We start from the raw sequence: 17,930 nt of genomic DNA on the forward strand, positions 1-17,930 counted from the left end.
GGAGCGTTCATCGGGGCCAAAGTCTCACCCTGAGGTTGACCTTCAGTGCCGACTTCGGTTCCGGTCTCGAGTGCGCCTCGAGGTCCGCCTGGCCCGGCGTCAGCTCCGGCATCAGTTCCACACCGCCGATCGGGTGGGAGCGTGCCGGGTGTGCCGGTCGGCGCCGTACACCATCAGCTCGGCTACCGCGATGTCGCCGGCCTCGGCGGACGCCAGGCAGTTCGAGGTGGCCAACGGGTCGGCCTCCTGCTCGCCGCGGTAGGCCGGATTGCCGGTGCACTGGGTGTCCAGGACGACCAGCCGCAGGTGGGTGGCGCGCCGATCACGTACGTCGAAGTCACGGAAGCCCAGGTCGGGCCGCATCGGCCGGGGCCGGGCGGTGTCGAACGCGGGTCCGGCGGCTGGGGCGAGGATCCGGGTCCAGCGGCCGTGCGGTCCGTCGCACCGCGGGCCACCCTGCACCTGCGCGCAGGTCTCCACCGCGAACCTCCGCAGGGCCGCGAACCGGTCCGTGGTCACCGCGCTGACCCGCACCGAACGCACCCATCGAGGTGCCGAGCCGGCCAGGTCGACCGTGACCGTCGTACCCCGTGCGTCCGGTCGCTGTCCGGTGACCGACCACGCCGTGGACTCCCGGTCGTCCACCAGCGCATCCAGCTGGGCAGCCTCCTGCCCGTGGGACGAACCGCCGGGCAGCACCCGCGCGCCGTTGGCCGCCGACGCGAGGTTGGGGTTCAGGTAGAGGGTGAGGTGGCGGGTACGACCGGCCTTCAGCGTCACGGTCGTGTGTCCCATGCCGTAGCCCGGTGCGCTCCAGGTGAGTTCGTAGCGTCCCGGCAGGAGCCGTACCGTCATCCCTCGGGTCGTCGCCGGATCGGTGTCCGCGACCGGAGTGGACGGGTCGGCGTACCTCCCGACGTGGATCCGGGCACCGGCGACCGATCGGCCGTAAGGCCGGGCGATCGCCGCCATCACCAGCTGTACGTGCGCGGCGGCGGGGCGGACGAATCCCGGCACGGTGAAGTCGGGCTCGCCGCGACGGTCCCCGCCCGGCGCGGTGGCCCGGGCGCCGAACCCGCGCCGTGCGAACGCCTCCCACAGCTCCGGCAGGTCGGCCCCGCCGAACCGCAGCCGGTTCGCGGCCAGCAGCGCGTTACGGGCGCCCAGCATGGAGACGCTGCTCTGCTGCAGCGACATCGAGTCCACGAGGAGCTGGATCCAGCGCCGGTTGCCCGGGCACCTGGTGACCGGAAGGGCGCCGCGGGCGCACGACCGCTGCAGCGCCCGGTCACCGGGCGGGGCGGTCGCGGCGTACTTGCGCACCAGCGCCCGGCGGATGTCCCAGTTGACCGCCGACCAGATCTCTCCGTCGGCGGCCAGCCCGCCGGCCGGGTCGTAGCCGACGTTGCCGTAGTTGAGCGGGGCGGTGCCGATCCGGTAGTTGCGAACGCCGCGCCAGTCGCTGCCCGCGACGTACGCCCCGATCGCCGCGCTCTCCGCCGGGCCGGTCGTCGAGCGCGCCTCCGGGGACGTCCTCGTGCCGGTCTCGGCGAGGAACTCCGCCGCCACCAGGTCGGCCCAGCCCTCCGCGACCGCCCGGCCGGCGACGGTGGTGATGCCGGCGTCCGGTCCGCCGACCAGCCGGCTGGCCATCGCGTGCGCGTACTCGTGCGCCACCACCCCGGCGTCGAAGGCGCCGTCCACGCAGGGGCCGTACCACTGCGCGGCCACCGGCTGGAAGAGGTAGTGGCCGGCGATCCCCGGCAGCCCGTCCTGCAGGGTCACCTGGTGGGCGCCGTTACGGCCGGTGAAGGTCGGGAAGCCGCCGCTGACCGCCGCCGTCTGCACGTGCCCGAGTTCGCGGTCGCCGTCCAGGCCGGCTCGGGTGCCGGGGGTGCCGGGGTTGACCTGCTGGAGGTTCCCCCGGCCCTCGTCGAACCCGAGCGCGTACGTCCAGTCGTGCAGCCGTGAATGCAGGGAGAAGACGTTCGCGACCGCCGCGTCGACGTCGTTGCCACCGGGCACGAGGGTGGCGGACGCGCACCGGGACCGGTGCCAGCTGTCGGTGAAGCCGGCGCCCGGACCGGCGACGGTGCGCTGCACGACGGCCGGAGGGACGAGCAGGTCGTACCACGCCGGTGCGGTGCGGGCGGCGTTGTTCACCGCCGCGTCCGCGCTGCTCGGTGGGCTGTACTCCGGACGCGCGTCCTCGGTGCCCAGGTGGTCGACCCGGTGGTGGAGCACCAGCACCGCACCCGTCACCGCGTCCACGAACGAGGTGTCGGCGTACGCCTCACCGCCCTGGACGTCGACGACGTTCACCTCGTACGCCGGTCGCACTCCCCGGCCGGGCACGCCGACCGCGACCAGCCTGGCCTGCTGGGCCTGCGCCATGCCGACCACGGTGAACGTCGTCCACCGGCGCCGGTCGCGGGGGCGGTCGAGCAGGCCGACCGAGCCGGGGCTGACCACCCGCCCCACGTCGGCGGCCGCGCGCAGCCAGGCCTGGACCGGGGTCAGCCGTGCGGGCGGCGGGGGAGCCGCGTCACCGTACGCCGAGGACGTGACGTAGACGACCTGGTTCCCGGCCACCGCCACGGAGACCAGGCCACCGGCTCCGGCCGGCAGGCTGCCGAACCGCTCCCGGAAGGTCACCACGCCCGCCCGACCGGCGTCCCGTACGGCGGGTGCGTCTTCGTCCGGCACAGCCGAAGCGACCACGTCCTGTGCTGCCGAAGCCCCCGGGCCGGTCCCGTCGGTGAGCCCGTCGGTGAGCCTGGAGTCCTGGACGACCTCCAGGTCGCGCACCCGGTCGGCGGACATCCGGAAGAGCAGACGGTTGGCGGCCAGGAAGCCGCGCGCCACCTCGACCCGGGAGCCGCCGGGCAGGCCGGTCGCCAGCGGACCGTCCACCCGGGTGATCTCGGCGGGGGTGGCGAACCTCGTCCACCGCACCGTCGCCGCCAGCCGGTGTGCCGCGGTTCGCTGTGCGCGCGAGGGGATCAGTTGGCCGTGGCGTACGTCGCGGTCCTCGCTCACCAGTGGCCGGTCCAGCGCCAGCACGCCGGCCGTGCCGGTCGCGCCGGCCGTACCGACCGGGCTGGGTCTGTCCGCGGGTTCGCCGGTGGACTCGTCGGCCACGGCGGGGGACGGCAGGCTCAGACCACCGATCGCGACCGCGGGCAGCCCGAGCACGAGCGCAGCTGTCCGGATCGTCCGGGCGAGCCGGCCCGTCGGGGCGGATCGGCGGGTCTGGCGCTGTGCGCGCATGGCACTCCTCCTGGCGCCGGCCCGCTGGGATGGCACCACCTTCGGTAAGCCGAATGGGGAAGAGATCGACTGCCTACGCGGACGAAGATTTCACGAGGACGTCACGCTACGAGGTCGAAACGCCGAGAAATGTACTCAGCGTGACCGAAATGTGTTCAGGAGATGGATCGGAGGCGTCAGCGCCGGTGGGCAGGCTCGGCCGCCGCGACCTTCGCCGGGGAGCCCGGCTCTTCCGCCCGGCCACGCAGCGACCGCTGGACCAGGCCGATGATCGCCGCGACCAGAGCCGTCACCGCCACCGTGCTCAGCGCCGACCGCAGCCCCACCTGGTCGGCGAGGAACCCGATCAGCGGCGGCCCCGCCAGCATCCCGGTGTTGCCGATGGTGGAGGCCAGCCCGACTCCACGAGGTCCGCCGATCGCGCCGGCCCGGGCCATCGCGACCGGGAACATGTTCGCCAGCCCCAGCCCGACCGCGAGCAGTCCGGCGAAGGCGACCGCGAGGCTGCCGGCCCACGCGGTGGTGAGGACTCCGGCGGCGGCGAGGACCGCTCCGCCGCTGAGCACCCTGGTCTCGCCGAGCCGTTCGATCAGCCGCCCGCCGGTCAGCCGCCCGGTTGCGATCGCCACCGAGTAGACGCCGAAGCCGTACGCCGCCACACCGGCCGCCGCGCCGAGGTTCTCCCGCAGGTGCAGCGCCGTCCAGTCGCCGATGGCTCCCTCGCCGTAGGCCGTACACAACGCGACCACACCCAGCAGGACGACGGCGAGGCTGATCGGAGTGCGCGCGGCCTGCCGTCCCGGTTCGTGCTTCCTCGCCGTCGCCTTCGCCGCCGGGCCGGCAGTGCCGTCGGCCATGCCGTCCGGGCGTACGGGCTGGTCGGTGCCGGTGAGCAGCATCGGCCGGGCAAAGCAGACCGCGACCAGCACGCCGGCCACCGCGACCACGGCGAAGTGCTCGACGGAGGTGAGGTGCGCGGCGAGCAGGCCGCCGATCACCGCGCCGACCAGCCCGCCGACGCTCCACAGCCCGTGCATCGGCGACATGATCGCCCGGCCGGACGTCGCCTCGATCTCCACGGCCGCGCTGTTGAGTGCGACCAGCAGGACGCCGTAGATCGCACCGAACACGAACAGGATGGCGCCGAGGGCGACCACCGAACGCGCCAGCGCCGGTGTGACCAGGCCGGCACACACCAGCGGAAACGACGCGACGAGCACGAGGCGGGTGCCCAGGCGTTCGCACAGCCCGCCGGCGAAGTACATCGACGCCGCCGAGCTCACCGTCATGCACAGCAGGGCCAGCCCGAGCGCCGTGGCCGATGCACCCACCTGGTTCTTGATCTCGGGGATGCGGACGATCCAACTGGCGAACAGCACGCCGTCGGCGGCGAAGAACACCGTCAACGGGTACAGCCGCGTGACCGGGTGGCGGCCGCCGGTCAGGAGCTCGCGGGGTGACACGGGTGAGAACTCCTCGGGTCGGTGCGTCGGGTGATTCGGATCGTTCAGGTGGAGGAGGTGTCCACGTCGCCGTGCTCGGAGATCCGCTCGTGCAGCTCGATCTCGGCGGCCATCGTCGAACCGGACTGGCGGCGCCGGTCGCCGGTGCCGCCGCCCTGCCACGGGTGCGGACCGGCCGCCGGGCGGAACTCCACCCCGGCCGCGGTCAGCCGGTCCAGGTGCGCGGCGAGTACGTCGTCCCCACCATCCACCCCGGCGGTCGACGGCCGGCCGTTCCATGCCACCTCGGCGAGCACGCTGGCCCGCGGGAACATCATGTAGTCCAGGTGCCGCTCGGAGGCGATGTACTCCGTCCACGCCTGGAACTGCAGCCCCAGCACCCGCGAACGCTCCACCGGCGACCAGTCCGCGGGTACCGGCTCGAACGCCGCCACCTCCGGCAACGTGATCGGCCCGCCCTGCGACAGCGGCTCCTCGGGCAGGTCGGACTGGTCGTAGTTGAGGTACGTCGGGTAGACCGGCGTACGCACCACGTCATAGCCGGCACCGGCCGCCTTGCGGGCCACCGAGTCGCCGCGCCAGGCCATCACGATCGAGTCGTCCAGCAGCCCGCCGGTGACGAACGCCTCGTCCCACACCACCATCCGGGCGCCCCGCCGCTTCAGGTGCGAGCCGAGGGCGCGCAGGAAGTGACCGTGCAGGTCGATCGGTGCGGCCAGGCCGAGTTCCTTCTGGTACGCCGAGATCTCCGGGTCGTTCGCCCAATCGGTGATCACGCACTCGTCCCCACCGAGGTGGACGTACGGCGTGGGTACCGCCTCCAGCAGTTCGTCCAGCAGTTCGCCGACGAACTCCACCGTCGCGGGCAGCGGGTTCATCACACCGCCGGAGATGCCCCAGCCGGTGAGGACCCGGTGCTCGCCGACGCCGAGCTCCGGCCGGGCGGCGAGCAGCGCGGAGGAGTGGCCGGGCAGGTCGATCTCGGGCACCAGTGTGACGCCGCGTTCCTGTGCGTACGCGTGGATCTCGGCGAGGTCGTCGAGGGTGTAGTAACCGCCGTGCGGCGTACCGTCGTGGCGGCCCGCCGCGCGGTCGCGACTCAGCTGGGTGGCCGGCCGGTGGCTGCCGACCTGGTGCACCTCCGGATGCCGGCGGCTCTCGATCCGCCACCCCTGGTCGTCGGTGAGATGCAGGTGCAGCCGGTTGTAGCGGTGCATGGCCAGCAGGTCGACGTACCGCAGCACGGTGCGCTTGGGGAAGAAGTGCCGGGCCACGTCGAGCATCGCACCGCGCCAGGTCAGCGCCGGTGCGTCGGTGACCTCACCGCACTGGACCACCCAGCGGGTGCCGGCGCGTGGCGCCGCCCGCCAGGTGTCGTCGGGAAGCAGTTGCCGCAGCGTGTGCAGCGCGTTGACCAGTCCGTCTACGGTGGCGACCACGATGTCGACGCCCCGTTCGTGCACGCGCAGCCGGTAGCTCTCGGCGGTGCCCGAGGTGGGCTCCAGGTGGAGGGTCACCGCACCGGCCGGCCCGGCCTGGGCGACGGTGGGCAGCGGCAGCCGCAGCGAGGTGAGGAGTTCGCGGACCACCTGCGACATGCCGTCCGCGCCCGGTGTCTCCACCACGCCGGTGCCGGCGGTGAGTTCGTACGCGCCGGTGGCGGCGGCCGCCGAGCCGGGCCGGGGGAGCAGGGTCTGGAAGCGGTCGGTCACGGCTGGCTCCGTTCGGTCGACGTGGCGGACGTCGTGTGCGTGGTGGGTTCGGTGGGTGCGGCGTGCGCCGGGGCCGCGCCGGTCGCCGGCGTTCTGGGCCGGGTCCAGCCGCGCAGGGAGAACGCCACGCCGGCGGCGAGGACGGCGAGCACGGCGACGGTGGACAGGGCGAGCGGCAGGCCGCGACGGTCGGCGACGAACCCGATCAGCGGTCCCTGGCTGAGGATGCCGACGCTCGCCGACATCGAGATCCGGCTCACTCCGCGCGGCCCGCCGAGCGCGCCGGCCCGGCTGATGCAGACCGGGTAGACGTTGGCCAGGCCCAGCCCGAGGACGACGTACCCGGCGAACGCGACCGGCAGGCCACCGCCGCCTGGCAGGTGGCCCGCCCAGCTCGCGACGAGGACGCCGACCGCAGCGAGTGCGAAGCCGCCGGACAGGACGGCCGTCTCGCCGAGCCGCCGGATCAGCCGGGAGCCGAGGAACCGGCCGCCGGCGATGGCGCAGGCGTAGGTGGCGTAGCCGTATCCCGCGACGGCGGCGGTGGCGCCGAGGTCCTGCCGCAGGTGCAGGGCGGCCCAGTTGTTCGAGGCGTACTCGCCGAACGCCGTACAGGCCGCGACCAGCCCGAAGGCGAGGACGATCCACCGGACGCGGCGCCAGGCGTTCGCCCGGTCGGCGTCGGACGCTCCGTCGCCGGCGGCTGCGGCCGCTGCTCCGGCCGCGCCCGCCGTCTTCGTCGCCGTCGCCGTCGCCCGGCCCGTGCGCAGCAGAGCGGGGCCGGCGGCCGCCGTCACCGCCAGACCGAGAAGCGCGGTGAGCCCGAGGTGCACCACCGGGCTGAGGTGGTCGGCGAGGAGGCCGCCGAGCGCGGCGCCGACGAGCCCTCCGACGCTGAAGATGCCGTGCAGGGTGGGCATCAGCGGGTTGCCGCTGGCGGTGGCGACCTCGACCGCGGTGCTGTTGAGCGCGATGTTGAACGTGCTCTGCGCCACGCCGAAGAACGCCAGCGCCGCACCGAGTGCGCGGACCGAGCCGGCCAGGCCGGGCAGGACGAGGAGCGCGCACAGGGCGAACCCGGCGACCACCAGCACGCGGCGGGTGCCGAAGCGCTCGCAGAGCCGGGCGGCCACGGTGAGGGCGGCCAGGCTGCCGAGCGAACCGCACAGCAGGGCCAGTCCCAGGTCACCGGCCGAGGCGCCGACCTGCGCCTTCACGTCCGGTACGCGGACCAGCCAGTTGGCCGGCACGAAGCCGACCAGGCCGAAGAACACCGCCAGCGACACCGGATGGCGGGTCTTCGGCGGGGAGTCGGGGAGCGCGGCGGCCGCCTCCTGCGCGGGCGGCGATCCGCCGGCGCCCCGCGGGCGTGCTGACAACGTGGCCTCCGGATACGTGGCTGGGAACGGGGCGGCTGGGAACGTGCCCGAGAACGGGCTGGAGTGTGAGCGGCGGCGCCGGTGCCGTCGCGTCGGATCAGCGAGCTGGATCTGTGCGCGAGTACGTGTCGCCCCGCGCGCTCGGTGTTCGGTGACGGTTGACCGGGTGCCCGGGCGCGGGCTAGCTTCACTGAAATTAACAGGCAGGGTTCCTTATGAAAAGGGGTGGAACCATTCCGCGGACGGCCTCGCCGCACACCGCGCGGCTGATCAACGACCGGCTGGCGTTCGACCTGCTGCTGGAACGCGGACCGCTCACCCGGACCCAGCTGCGTACCCTCACCGGGCTGTCCGGCCCCACCGTCGCCGACCTCGTCCAGCGGCTGGAGTCCGCCGGCCTGGTCGCGCCGGTCGGTGAGGCCGGCGCCGAGCGCCGCGGCCCGAACGCCCGGCTGTACGGCGTGGTCGCCGACCGGGCGCACGTCGCGGGTGTGGAAGTGCGCCCGGACCACGTCCGCGCCGTGGTCACCGACCTCACCGGGCAGCCCGTCGGCACCGCCGTGGTCGCCCAGGACGCCCGGGTCGCCCCGGACCGGCTGGTGCGCGACGCGCTCGACGGTGCCCTCGCCGACGCCGGTCGCGCCGGCGACTCACCGGCCATGGTCGTGGTGGGTACGCCGGGCCTGGTGGATCCGGGGACCGGCGACGTGGCGTTCGCGGTCAGCCTGCCCACCTGGCACGGCAACCTGCTGCCCGGTCTGCGCGAGCGATTCGGCCCGCGGGTGCTGCTGGAGAACGAGGTCAACCTGGTCGGGCTGGCCGAGCACCGCCTCGGCGTCGCCCGGGGCCGGGACACCTTCGCGCTGGTGTCCCTGGGCGACGGGATCGGCGTCGCGGTGGTCCTCGGCGGGCGCCTGCACCGGGGTGCCTCCGGCGGAGCGGGCGAGGTGTCGTACGTGCCGGCCGACGGTGGTACGTACCAACAGGTCGCCGGTGGTGCGGCCGTGGTCGAGACCGCCCGGCGGCACGGGCTCACCGGCTCGATCGACGACCTGGCCGGGCTGGTCGGCGGCGCTGTGGAGCGCGCGGAAGCTGGGGGCGACCCGGCGGCGGAGGCGTTCCTCGACGACCTCGCCGACCGGATCAGCACCGGCGCGGCGGCCGTGTGCGCCGTCCTCGACCCGGGGTACGTCGTGCTCGCCGGCGCGGTCGGCCAGGCCGGTGGTCCCGCCCTCGCCGAACGTGTCGCCCGCCGGCTCGCGGCCCGCCTGCCGCTGCCCACCGAGGTCGCCGCCAGCGACGTGTCCGGCAACCCGGTGGTACGCGGCGCGGTCCTGGTCGCGCTGGACCACCTGCACCGCGAGACGTTCGGTCTGCCCGCGGCCAGGTGAGGCGGCGACACGCGTACGGGTCGCCTGCCGTCGGGTCGGCCCGGCCCGGCTGCCAGACTCGACCGCATGCGCGTGCACATCGGCTCGGACCACGCGGGCTTCGAACTCAAACAGCACCTGGTCGGCTGGCTGGGTGAGCAGGGCCACGAGGTGGTCGACCACGGGCCGGCGGCCTACGACCCCGAGGACGACTACCCGCCGTTCTGCCTGCGGGTCGGGCTCGGCGTGGTGGCCGACCCGGAGAGCCTGGGCATCGTGCTCGGCGGCTCCGGCAACGGTGAGCAGATCGCCGCCAACAAGGTGGCCGGCGTCCGGGCCGTCCTGGCGTGGAACCTCGACACCGCCCGGCTGGGCCGGGAGCACAACGACGCCAACGTGATCTCCGTCGGCGCCCGGATGCACTCCGAGGACGAGGCCACCCGGATGATCGAGGTGTTCCTGCGGACGCCGTTCTCCGGCCTGGACCGGCACGCCCGCCGGATCGAGATGCTCCGCGAGTACGAGGACACCGGGGTCGTTCCGGACTGACTCCCCGCTCCCGCATCCCGCCCGGCCGCGTCAGAACGGGGTGTCGAGCAGGGGGAGCACGTCGGAGGTGAACGCCCGGCCGGCCGCGACGAGGCTGCCCGGCGTGCGTTCCTCGACCAACCCCGCGGCGCCGAGTGCCGCCAGCACCGGCCGGCCGAAGTACGCCGCGCCGAGATCGACCACGTCCAGCACCAGGTCGGGCTCGCGGTCGACCCGGCCGCAGGAGGCACCGGACTCGTCGCCGGCCAGGTGCCACCGCCCGGCGTTCCACGGACACAGGTCGTCGCGTACTTCCAGTACGACATCGACCGGCGTGGTGTAGCGCCGCTCCGACAGCGCCCGGCCGACGTCGACCAGCCGGGCCCACATGCCGTCCCGCACGGTGACCATGGCGGCTCGGGAGTCCCGTAGCCAGGTCAGCAGCGGGTCGTCGAGAGACAGCCGGCGGTGGGTCACCTTGGCCATCAGGTCCTGGTCGGCGAGGAACTGCCACAGCGCGGCGTACGACGCGGTGTCGGTCGCGTGCACCCGCTGCACGATGGTGGTGCCGTTCGGCCCGCCCGGCTCCCAGGTGGACTTGCTGCGGTAGTACGCGAACCCGGTGACCTCGCCGCCGCGCTCGGCCAGGACGCAGCGCAGCGCGCTCGCGCCCCCGCGCTCGCTCTCCGGGTCGGCGATCTCCCCGCGCCGCCAGGGCTCGTTGTGCCGGAAGTAGCCCGGCCGGGTGGGCACGATCGCGTCCCGTACGCCGGCGCAGACGTCCAGCGACTTCTCCGGATCGGCGTACCTGATGGTCACCTCGTCCGCCCCGGGCACCGCACGCATCGCCCGCTTCGCCCGGCCGACCTCGGCGTACACCCACTGCGTCGCGCAGCCGTAGCCGTAGCGCCCGTAGATCGCCGGCTCGGACGCGGTGAGGACGGCCACCGGCTCCCGGCCCGACTCGTGCAGGTCGTGCAGCTGGTGCCGCATCAGCGCGGTGAGCACCCCGCGCCGGCGATCGGTGGGCAGCACGCCCACCAGGCTGACCCCCGCGACGTCGAGCGCCCGCGGGCCGGGGACCGTCATCGTGAACGAGAAGATCGCGGCGTGCCCGGCCAACGTGTCGCCGACGAAGGCGCCGATGCTGCGGTCCGGCTCGAACCTCGCCCGCTCGACCTCCGCCGCGTCCTGCGGCCAGGTCTCCCCGAACGACAGCTCCATCATGGTGAACGCCTGCTGCCACGCGTCGTCTCCGAGCGGGCGTACCTCGATCGTCATGGCGCACTGCCTACCAGACCGACGACGCCGTAGGCGAGGGGATTGTGGTCCGGACTCAGGCAGCGTCTCGAAGTGGGCTACTGGCAGGCTCGTACCTCGTGTCCACCACAGCCATCGGCGCCGCCGTCCTGCTCGCCGCGGTCCTGCACGCCACCTGGAACGCCCTCGCGCACGCGATCACCGACAAGTTGGTCGCGGTCACGGTGCTGTCGCTGGCGTTCGTGGTCTTCGGTGCCGCGGCGCTGCCGTGGGTGGGTGTCCCGCCACGGGCGGGCTGGCCGTACCTCGCCGCCTCGGTCGGCGTGCACATCCTCTACAACGTCGCGCTGATGCGGTCGTACCGGCTCGGCGCGTTCAACCAGGTCTACCCGCTGGCGCGCGGTATGTCGCCGTGGGTGGTCGCGATCGTGGCGGCGCTGGTGGTGGGTGAGCGGCTGGGCACGGTCGGGCTGACCGGCGTCCTGGTGGTCTCGCTGGGCCTGGGATGCCTGGTGTTCGCCCGCGGACTGCCGCACCGGGACGAACTCCCCGCGCTGGCCGCGGCCGCCACCACCGGGCTGCTGATCGCGACGTACACGGTGCTGGACGGCCTCGGGGTGCGGGCGTCGGGGACGCCGTTCGCGTACGCGGCCTGGCTGTTCCTGTTGCATGGCGGCGTGCTGGTCGGCTGGGCCCTGCAGCGTCGCGGGGCTGTCCTGCTGGCCGACGTACGCGTGAACTGGCGCACCGGCCTGGCCGCGGGATCCTGCGCGGTGGTGGCGTACGGCATCGTGCTCTGGGCTCAGAGCCGCGGAACTCTCGCCACGGTGGCGGCGTTGCGGGAGACCAGCGTCATCGTCGGTGCGGTGATCGGCGCCGTCGTCTTCAAGGAACCGTTCGGCCGTTGGCGGACCGTGGCGACCGTGGTGGTCGCGACCGGGATCGCTCTACTGAACTTCGGCGGCTGACGCCTGACGCGACCTGATCCGGCGCCTGACCCGACCCGGCAGAGCGTGGTGCGATAACACAGCACATTGCGCGGCGCAGCGATATCGGGGAATTCGGCGGACGAAAACAAATGCTGATTTCCGAAATTCGACTCTGGCGGAACAGTCGACACGCTTGGTAGCGTGGGCTGTTTCTTTCGCCACTTCGATTCGGCAGGGGAAATGACCGAGAATTCCAGGTCCGCTGTGTCCAAACTGTCCCACACACGTGCGTCCACCGAAGAATTCGAACCGAACGACTCCGCAAATTCTAGCCCGAATTCACGCCCTGCGTCAAGTTCGGCCGCGAATTCGGTCGATGCCGAGATCGCTTATGAACAAGGCCATGTCGGCATGCTGTACGACCGGCTGGACGCGCTCCGTGAGCGCACTCGGCGTCGGCTGGACGCCGTCCACCGCGGTGAGCACGTGCTCAACCACCAGTCGATGTCCGAACGCCAGTCGTACCACGAACTCCTTACCGGACGGCTTTCCCAACTGGGCGCCGTCGAGCGTGGGCTGTGTTTCGGCCGGCTCGACAACGACGACGAGACCCGCTTCTACATCGGCCGGCTCGGTCTGTTCGACGACGACTACGAGCCCGTTCTCGTCGACTGGCGGGCACCGGTGGCGCAGGCGTTCTACGGTGCGACGCCGGCCCGCCGGCTCGGTGTCCGCCGTCGCCGGCACCTGCGTACCCGCGGGCGCACGGTGATCGGCATCGAGGACGACGTGCTCGACCTGGCCGCCCTGGACGACACCGAACGCCGGCAGTTGTCCGGCGAGGCGGCGCTGCTCGCGTCCCTCACCGCCGGCCGCGCCGGCCGGATGAACGAGATCGTGGCCACCATCCAGGCCGAGCAGGACCAGGTGATCCGTTCGGACCTGGCCGGGATCCTGGTGGTGGAGGGCGGCCCCGGCACCGGCAAGACGGTGGTGGCGCTGCACCGGGCGGCGTACCTCCTCTACACCCACCGGGCGCGGCTGGCCGGGCGCGGTGTGCTGATCGTCGGGCCCAATCCCACGTTCACCCGCTACATCGACCAGGTGCTGCCCTCCCTCGGCGAGACCGAGGTGGTGCTCGCCACGCTCGCGGAGCTGTATCCGGGGGTCAGCGCGACCGGGCGGGACGAGCCGCTCGCCGCGCGGGTCAAGGGCGACCCGCGGATGGCGGACGTGGTGGCGGCGGCCGTCCGTGACCGCCAGCGGGTGCCCGACAACGACCTGGATCTGGTCGTCGACGGCGAGCCGTACGTCCTGTCCCGTGCCCTCTGCGAGCGGGCCCGGGATCGGGCCCGATCCGCGCGCGACGGCGAGCCGGCCAACCGCGCCCGCCGGCACTTCGTCCGCGACATCCTCGGTGCGCTCACCCGGCAGGCCGTCGACCGGCTGGGTGCCGACCTGCTCACCGACGCAGATGTGGAGGACATCCGCCGGGAGCTGGCCGGGTCGCCGGAGGTGCGGGCCGCGATCGACGGCCGGTGGCCCGAACTCACCCCGACCGAGCTGCTCGCCGACCTCTACAGCTCCGCCGACCTGATCGCCTCCGCGGCGCCCGCGTTCACCGCGGCCGAGCGGGCGGCGTTGCTGCGCCCCGGTCCGCCGGACGGTCAGCAGTGGACCCCGGCCGACGTCCCGCTGCTGGACGAGGCCGCCGAACACCTCGGCGAACTCGACCGTACGGTCTTCGCCGCCGCGGCCGCCGAACGCCGGGAGGTGGGAGAGGTGTCGGAGGACACCGGTTACGCCCGGGCCGGGATCGAGCTCCAGCAGGAGTACGAGCAGTTCGCCGACGACTTCACCTCCGACGACGTCGATCCGCTGGCCGAGGGCGTGGTCCGCCGCTACCGCGCCGGCGAGGCCGGCGGACCGGTCACCGAGAACGCGCTGGAGGACCGGGGCTGGGTGTATGGCCACGTGATCGTCGACGAGGCACAGGAGCTGCCGGCGATGGCGTGGCGGCTGCTGATGCGGCGGTGCCCGGCGCGGTCGATGACCCTGGTCGGCGACCTGGCCCAGGCCGGCGCGCCCGGTGCTCCGGCGACCTGGGCGGAGGTGCTCGACCTGTGGGCGCCGGGACGCTGGCGCCGCGAACGCCTGACCGTCAACTACCGCACGCCGGCGCCGATCATGGCACTCGCCGCCGACGTACTCGCCGCGATCGACCCGGACGCCGCGCCGCCCGGCTCGGTCCGCGACGGCGCCGAGCCCTGGTGGGAGAGCGTGGACGAGGCCGGGCTCGCGCCCGCGGTGACCGCCGCGCTGGACCGTGAGCTCGCCGCGCTGGATGCTGAGGCGTTCTCCGGCAGCGCGAACCCCGGCGCGAACCCCGACGGTCACTGCGACGGTCACTCGGCCGGTCACCCGGACAGGGGTGTGCCGGCCGGCAGGCTGGCGGTGATCGTGCCGGAGTCCCGGTTCGCCGAGCTCGGTCGGCAGCTGCGCGCGGCCCGTACCGACGTCGCGCTCGGCGGCAGCCCCGCCGTCCTCGACGCCCGGGTCGCGCTGCTCACCGTGGCGCAGGCCAAGGGGCTGGAGTTCGACTCGGTGGCCGTGGTCGACCCGGCGGCGATCCTCGAGGCCGGCCGGCCCGACACGTCCAGTGCGTACGACCTGTCGCCCGCGCACGGCGCGGGCGACATGTACGTCGCGCTCACCCGGGCGACCCGCAGGCTCGGAGTGGTCACGACCGGGCCGCTACCGGACGTGCTGGCACGCCTGGCCCGCGGATGCGGGCACGAGGACGAGCACGAGAGTCGGCACGTGACGCGCTGACGACGTACAGTGCCTCCTTGGTCACGGGTTCGGAAGTGGAGGGGTGCCGGCGGATGAGCGGTCCAGCGTCTGGTGAGGCGGGCGACAACCTGCGGATCGGCCTGCTCGGCGTCGACACCTCCCACGCCGGCGCGTACGCCCGGATCCTGAACGAACAGGCCGCCATCCCCGGCGCCCGGATCACCTGGGTGTGGGGCGGGCAGGTGCGCGCGGACCAGCCCGGCGCCCGCACCCTCGCCGCGACGTACGACATCGGCCGGGTGGTCGCCGAGCCGACCGAACTCCTCCACCAGACCGACCTGGTGCTCGTCGTCGACGACGCCGGGCACGGCCGGCACCACGTGCCCCAGGCCCGGGTGTTCGTGGCCGCCGGGGTGCCGGCGTTCCTGGACAAGCCGATGGCGCGGAGCCTCGGCGAGGCACGGACGCTGTTCCGGCTCGCCGCCGAGCGGGGCGTGCCGGTGACGAGCTCGTCGGCGCTGCGGTTCGCCCGGGAGCTCGCCGACGACGAGGCGTACCTCGCCGACCTCGGGGAGCCCTCGTCGGTGGTCAGCGTCGGTCCGGGGGAGTGGTTCCACTACGGCGTGCACGCCGTCGAGCAGGTGTACGCCGTCCTCGGGCCCGGTGTGCGCTGGGTGCAGCGGACCAGTTGGCCGGAGCGGGACGTGGCGGTGCTCGGCTACGGCCCCGGCGGCCCGAGCGCGGTCGTGCAGGTTCTGCGCGACGCGACGTGTGGTTTTCATCTCACCGTGCACGCCCGGAAGGGCCGGCACGCCATCGCGATCGAGGACGCCGACGCCTACTACACCGGCCAGTTGCGCGCGGTGGTGGAGATGGTGCACACCGGTGTGCCGCCGGTCCCGCCCGCCGAGACGCTGGAGATTCTCGCCGTCCTGCGGGCCGGCGAGCTGTCCGCAGCGGCCGACGGGGCCCGGGTCCACCTGGCCGACGTACTCGCCTGAGACGACTGCGGCGCGGAGAGCGCCCGGGCGGGGTGGCCGTCCGCGCATCGGACAGCCCTTCCCTTCGGGTGGCCGGGCCGATAGGCATATGGTCTGCACCAGATCTGGTGAGATCGGGCTAAGGAAGGGTTTGCCACAGGTGAAGGTCTCCAGAGTGGGCGTCGTCGGTCTCGGCGGCATCGGGCGGGTGCACATCGGCGGTTGGCGGGAGCTGGGGGTCGAGCTGCACGGCTTCGACGAGCTGCCCGAGTCCAGGGCGGTCGCGCAGGAGGACCTCGGCCTGCAGGTGCACCCCGACCTCGCGTCGCTGCTGCGGTCGGTCGACGTGGTGGACGTGTGCACGCCCACCGACACGCACGCACCGCTGGCACTGGCCGCGCTGCGCGCCGGCAAGCCGGTGATCTGCGAGAAGCCGCTGGCCCGGACGCTGGACGAGGCGGACGAGCTGATCGCGGCCTCGGAGCAGGCCGGCGTGCCGTTGTTCACCGCGCAGGTGGTGCGGTTCATGCCCGAGTACGCCTCGGCCCGCGACGCGGTGGCCGCGGGGCGGATCGGCCGGCCCGGCGTCATGCGGTTCACTCGCGAGGGCGGCATGCCCAACCCGCAGGGCTGGTACCACGACATGGCCCGCTCGGCCGGGATCATCGGCGACGTGATGATCCACGACATCGACTTCGCCCGCTGGATCGCCGGCGACGTCGTCCGCGTGTACGCCAAACTGATGCGTCCGGCCGGACCGCAGAACGGCCCGACCCACGCGTACGCCATCCTCACCCACGTCGGCGGCACGATCTCCCACCTGACCGCGTCGTGGGCCCGGCAGGGCGGCTCGTTCCGCACCAGCTACGAACTCGCCGGCAGCGAGGGGCTGATCGACTACGCCTCCGACCAGCGCCCGGTGGTCCAGACCATTCCGGGGACGCTCGCCGCTGCCGCCGGGTCCAGCTTCGGCTCGTCGTTCACCCGCGAGCTGGCGGAGTTCCGCGCCGCCATCGAGGGCGGACCGCAACCACGGGTGACCGCCCACGACGGGCGCGCCGCCCTGGCCGTGGCGCTCGCCGCGGTCACCTCGGCGCAGACCGGGCAGGCCGTCGAGCTGCCGGTCAGCTCCACCCCGTACGAAGGAAGCGCACCAGTGGCCGCGGAGGTGGCGTCGGCATGACCAACACGACCCCAGTCAAGATCGGGATCCTGTCCTTCGCCCACCTGCACGGCGCGGGCTACGCGTCGGTGCTGGCCGGCATCCCCGGCGTCGAGCTGCGTGCCGCCGACGAGAACGCCGAGCGCGGCAAGCCGCTCGCGGACCGGTTCGGCATTCCGTTCACCACCTCCTACGACGAGCTGCTCGAGTGGGGCCCGGACGGCGTGGTGATCTGCAGCGAGAACGCCGGGCACCGGGCGCTGGTGGAGAAGGCCGCCGCGGCCGGCGCGCACGTGCTGTGCGAGAAGCCGCTGGCCACCTCGCTGGCTGACGGCAAGGCGATGATCGACGCCTGTGACGCGGCCGGCGTGCACCTGATGACGGCGTTCCCGGTGCGGTTCGCCCAGCCGATCGCCGGGCTGGAGCGGATCGTCCGGTCCGGTGGGCTCGGCCGCATCCACGCGGTGGCCGGCACCAACCCGGGCACGATGCCCGGCGGCTGGTTCGTCGACCCCCAGCTGGCCGGCGGCGGCGCGGTGATGGACCACACCGTGCACGTGGCCGACCTGCTCCGCTGGATGCTCGGCTCCGAGGCCGTCGAGGTCTACGCCCAGCACAACCGGATCCTCTACCCCGACCTGCCGGTGGAGACCGCCGGCACGATCGCGGTCACCTTCGCCGACGGCACCGTCGCCACCATCGACTGCAGCTGGAGCAAGCCGAAGTCCTACCCGACGTGGGGCGCGGTCACCATGGAGATCGTGGGGGAGGACGGCGTCGCCTCCGCGGACGCGTTCGCCCAGACCATCAACGTCTACTCCGACGGGCCGGGGCGGCAGGGTCCGCAGAGCGCGTCGTGGACGCCGTGGGGCGGCAACGCCGACGCGGGCCTGGTCGAGGCGTTCGTGTCCGGGATCCGGGAGGGCACCGCACCGCACCCGGACGGCTGGGACGGCTACCGCGCGACCGAGATCGCGTTCGCTGCGTACAAGTCGGCGGAGACCGGCCAGCCGGTGAAGCTCCCCCTCGAGATCGCGTAGGCCCTTCGCGTACGTCACACAGCCTGGTTGTCGGCGACGGCCCC

12 protein-coding genes are annotated in these 17,930 nt (G+C 73.5%); 7 read left to right on the forward strand and 5 right to left on the reverse strand.

Annotated features, from left to right (window positions below; all coding sequences use genetic code 11):
• Window positions 1–111: 111 nt before the first annotated feature.
• The 4 genes from ABZV93_RS24415 to ABZV93_RS24430 all read right to left on the reverse strand — a co-directional run bounded on the left by ABZV93_RS24415 (window position 112) and on the right by ABZV93_RS24430 (window position 7,824).
• Window positions 112–3,270, reverse strand: a complete 3,159-nt coding sequence (locus ABZV93_RS24415; RefSeq protein WP_354940075.1) for a M36 family metallopeptidase — start codon at window positions 3,268–3,270, stop codon at window positions 112–114.
• A gap of 176 nt (window positions 3,271–3,446) precedes the next feature.
• On the reverse strand, window positions 3,447–4,733 hold the full coding sequence (locus ABZV93_RS24420) for an MFS transporter (protein ID WP_354940078.1): 1,287 nt from the start codon (window positions 4,731–4,733) through the stop codon (window positions 3,447–3,449).
• 44 nt (window positions 4,734–4,777) lie between these two features.
• Window positions 4,778–6,445 carry a beta-N-acetylhexosaminidase gene (locus ABZV93_RS24425; protein ID WP_354940081.1) on the reverse strand — a complete coding sequence of 556 codons (1,668 nt, stop codon included), beginning with the start codon at window positions 6,443–6,445 and terminating at the stop codon, window positions 4,778–4,780.
• A complete protein-coding gene (locus tag ABZV93_RS24430; RefSeq protein WP_354940083.1) occupies window positions 6,442–7,824 on the reverse strand; it encodes an MFS transporter in 1,383 nt (460 codons plus the stop codon). Before ABZV93_RS24430 ends, ABZV93_RS24425 begins: the two co-directional genes overlap by 4 nt.
• A gap of 215 nt (window positions 7,825–8,039) precedes the next feature.
• On the opposite strand from ABZV93_RS24430, the gene ABZV93_RS24435 reads away from it, so the two are divergent.
• Together ABZV93_RS24435 and ABZV93_RS24440 are read left to right on the forward strand one after the other, a co-directional pair.
• Window positions 8,040–9,215 carry an ROK family transcriptional regulator gene (locus ABZV93_RS24435; RefSeq protein ID WP_354940086.1) on the forward strand — a complete coding sequence of 392 codons (1,176 nt, stop codon included), beginning with the start codon at window positions 8,040–8,042 and terminating at the stop codon, window positions 9,213–9,215.
• 66 nt (window positions 9,216–9,281) lie between these two features.
• Complete coding sequence (locus ABZV93_RS24440) at window positions 9,282–9,743, forward strand: ribose-5-phosphate isomerase (RefSeq protein ID WP_354940089.1); 462 nt, start codon at window positions 9,282–9,284, stop codon at window positions 9,741–9,743.
• 30 nt (window positions 9,744–9,773) lie between these two features.
• Here ABZV93_RS24440 and ABZV93_RS24445 read toward each other — a convergent pair whose 3' ends face one another.
• Window positions 9,774–11,003 carry a GNAT family N-acetyltransferase gene (locus ABZV93_RS24445; RefSeq protein WP_354940092.1) on the reverse strand — a complete coding sequence of 410 codons (1,230 nt, stop codon included), beginning with the start codon at window positions 11,001–11,003 and terminating at the stop codon, window positions 9,774–9,776.
• Window positions 11,004–11,101: 98 nt separating this feature from the next.
• Here ABZV93_RS24445 and ABZV93_RS24450 point away from each other — a divergent pair, with 98 nt between their 5' ends.
• The 5 genes from ABZV93_RS24450 to ABZV93_RS24470 all read left to right on the forward strand — a co-directional run bounded on the left by ABZV93_RS24450 (window position 11,102) and on the right by ABZV93_RS24470 (window position 17,886).
• The gene (locus ABZV93_RS24450) at window positions 11,102–11,950 is read left to right on the forward strand and encodes a DMT family transporter (RefSeq protein WP_354940095.1); all 849 of its coding nucleotides are present in this window, start codon (window positions 11,102–11,104) and stop codon (window positions 11,948–11,950) included.
• A gap of 372 nt (window positions 11,951–12,322) precedes the next feature.
• Complete coding sequence (locus ABZV93_RS24455; RefSeq protein ID WP_354940098.1) at window positions 12,323–14,743, forward strand: helicase; 2,421 nt, start codon at window positions 12,323–12,325, stop codon at window positions 14,741–14,743.
• 53 nt (window positions 14,744–14,796) lie between these two features.
• Complete coding sequence (locus ABZV93_RS24460) at window positions 14,797–15,705, forward strand: Gfo/Idh/MocA family oxidoreductase (RefSeq protein ID WP_354940101.1); 909 nt, start codon at window positions 14,797–14,799, stop codon at window positions 15,703–15,705.
• 139 nt (window positions 15,706–15,844) lie between these two features.
• The gene (locus ABZV93_RS24465) at window positions 15,845–16,867 is read left to right on the forward strand and encodes a Gfo/Idh/MocA family oxidoreductase (RefSeq protein WP_354940104.1); all 1,023 of its coding nucleotides are present in this window, start codon (window positions 15,845–15,847) and stop codon (window positions 16,865–16,867) included.
• A complete protein-coding gene (locus ABZV93_RS24470; protein ID WP_354940107.1) occupies window positions 16,864–17,886 on the forward strand; it encodes a Gfo/Idh/MocA family oxidoreductase in 1,023 nt (340 codons plus the stop codon). Before ABZV93_RS24465 ends, ABZV93_RS24470 begins: the two co-directional genes overlap by 4 nt.
• Window positions 17,887–17,930: the final 44 nt, after the last annotated feature.

The sequence above is a fragment of the Actinopolymorpha sp. NPDC004070 genome (genome assembly GCF_040610475.1).
GTDB lineage: Bacteria > Actinomycetota > Actinomycetes > Propionibacteriales > Actinopolymorphaceae > Actinopolymorpha.

Excerpts from the sequence above, each read along its gene's own strand:
- ABZV93_RS24415 (WP_354940075.1), bottom strand. The coding sequence starts at position 3,270 with ATGCGCGCACAGCGCCAGACCCGCCGATCCGCCCCGACGGGCCGGCTC.
- ABZV93_RS24435 (WP_354940086.1), top strand. The coding sequence starts at position 8,040 with ATGAAAAGGGGTGGAACCATTCCGCGGACGGCCTCGCCGCACACCGCG.
- ABZV93_RS24440 (WP_354940089.1), top strand. The coding sequence starts at position 9,282 with ATGCGCGTGCACATCGGCTCGGACCACGCGGGCTTCGAACTCAAACAG.
- ABZV93_RS24445 (WP_354940092.1), bottom strand. The coding sequence starts at position 11,003 with ATGACGATCGAGGTACGCCCGCTCGGAGACGACGCGTGGCAGCAGGCG.
- ABZV93_RS24455 (WP_354940098.1), top strand. The coding sequence starts at position 12,323 with ATGCTGTACGACCGGCTGGACGCGCTCCGTGAGCGCACTCGGCGTCGG.
- ABZV93_RS24460 (WP_354940101.1), top strand. The coding sequence starts at position 14,797 with ATGAGCGGTCCAGCGTCTGGTGAGGCGGGCGACAACCTGCGGATCGGC.
- ABZV93_RS24470 (WP_354940107.1), top strand. The coding sequence starts at position 16,864 with ATGACCAACACGACCCCAGTCAAGATCGGGATCCTGTCCTTCGCCCAC.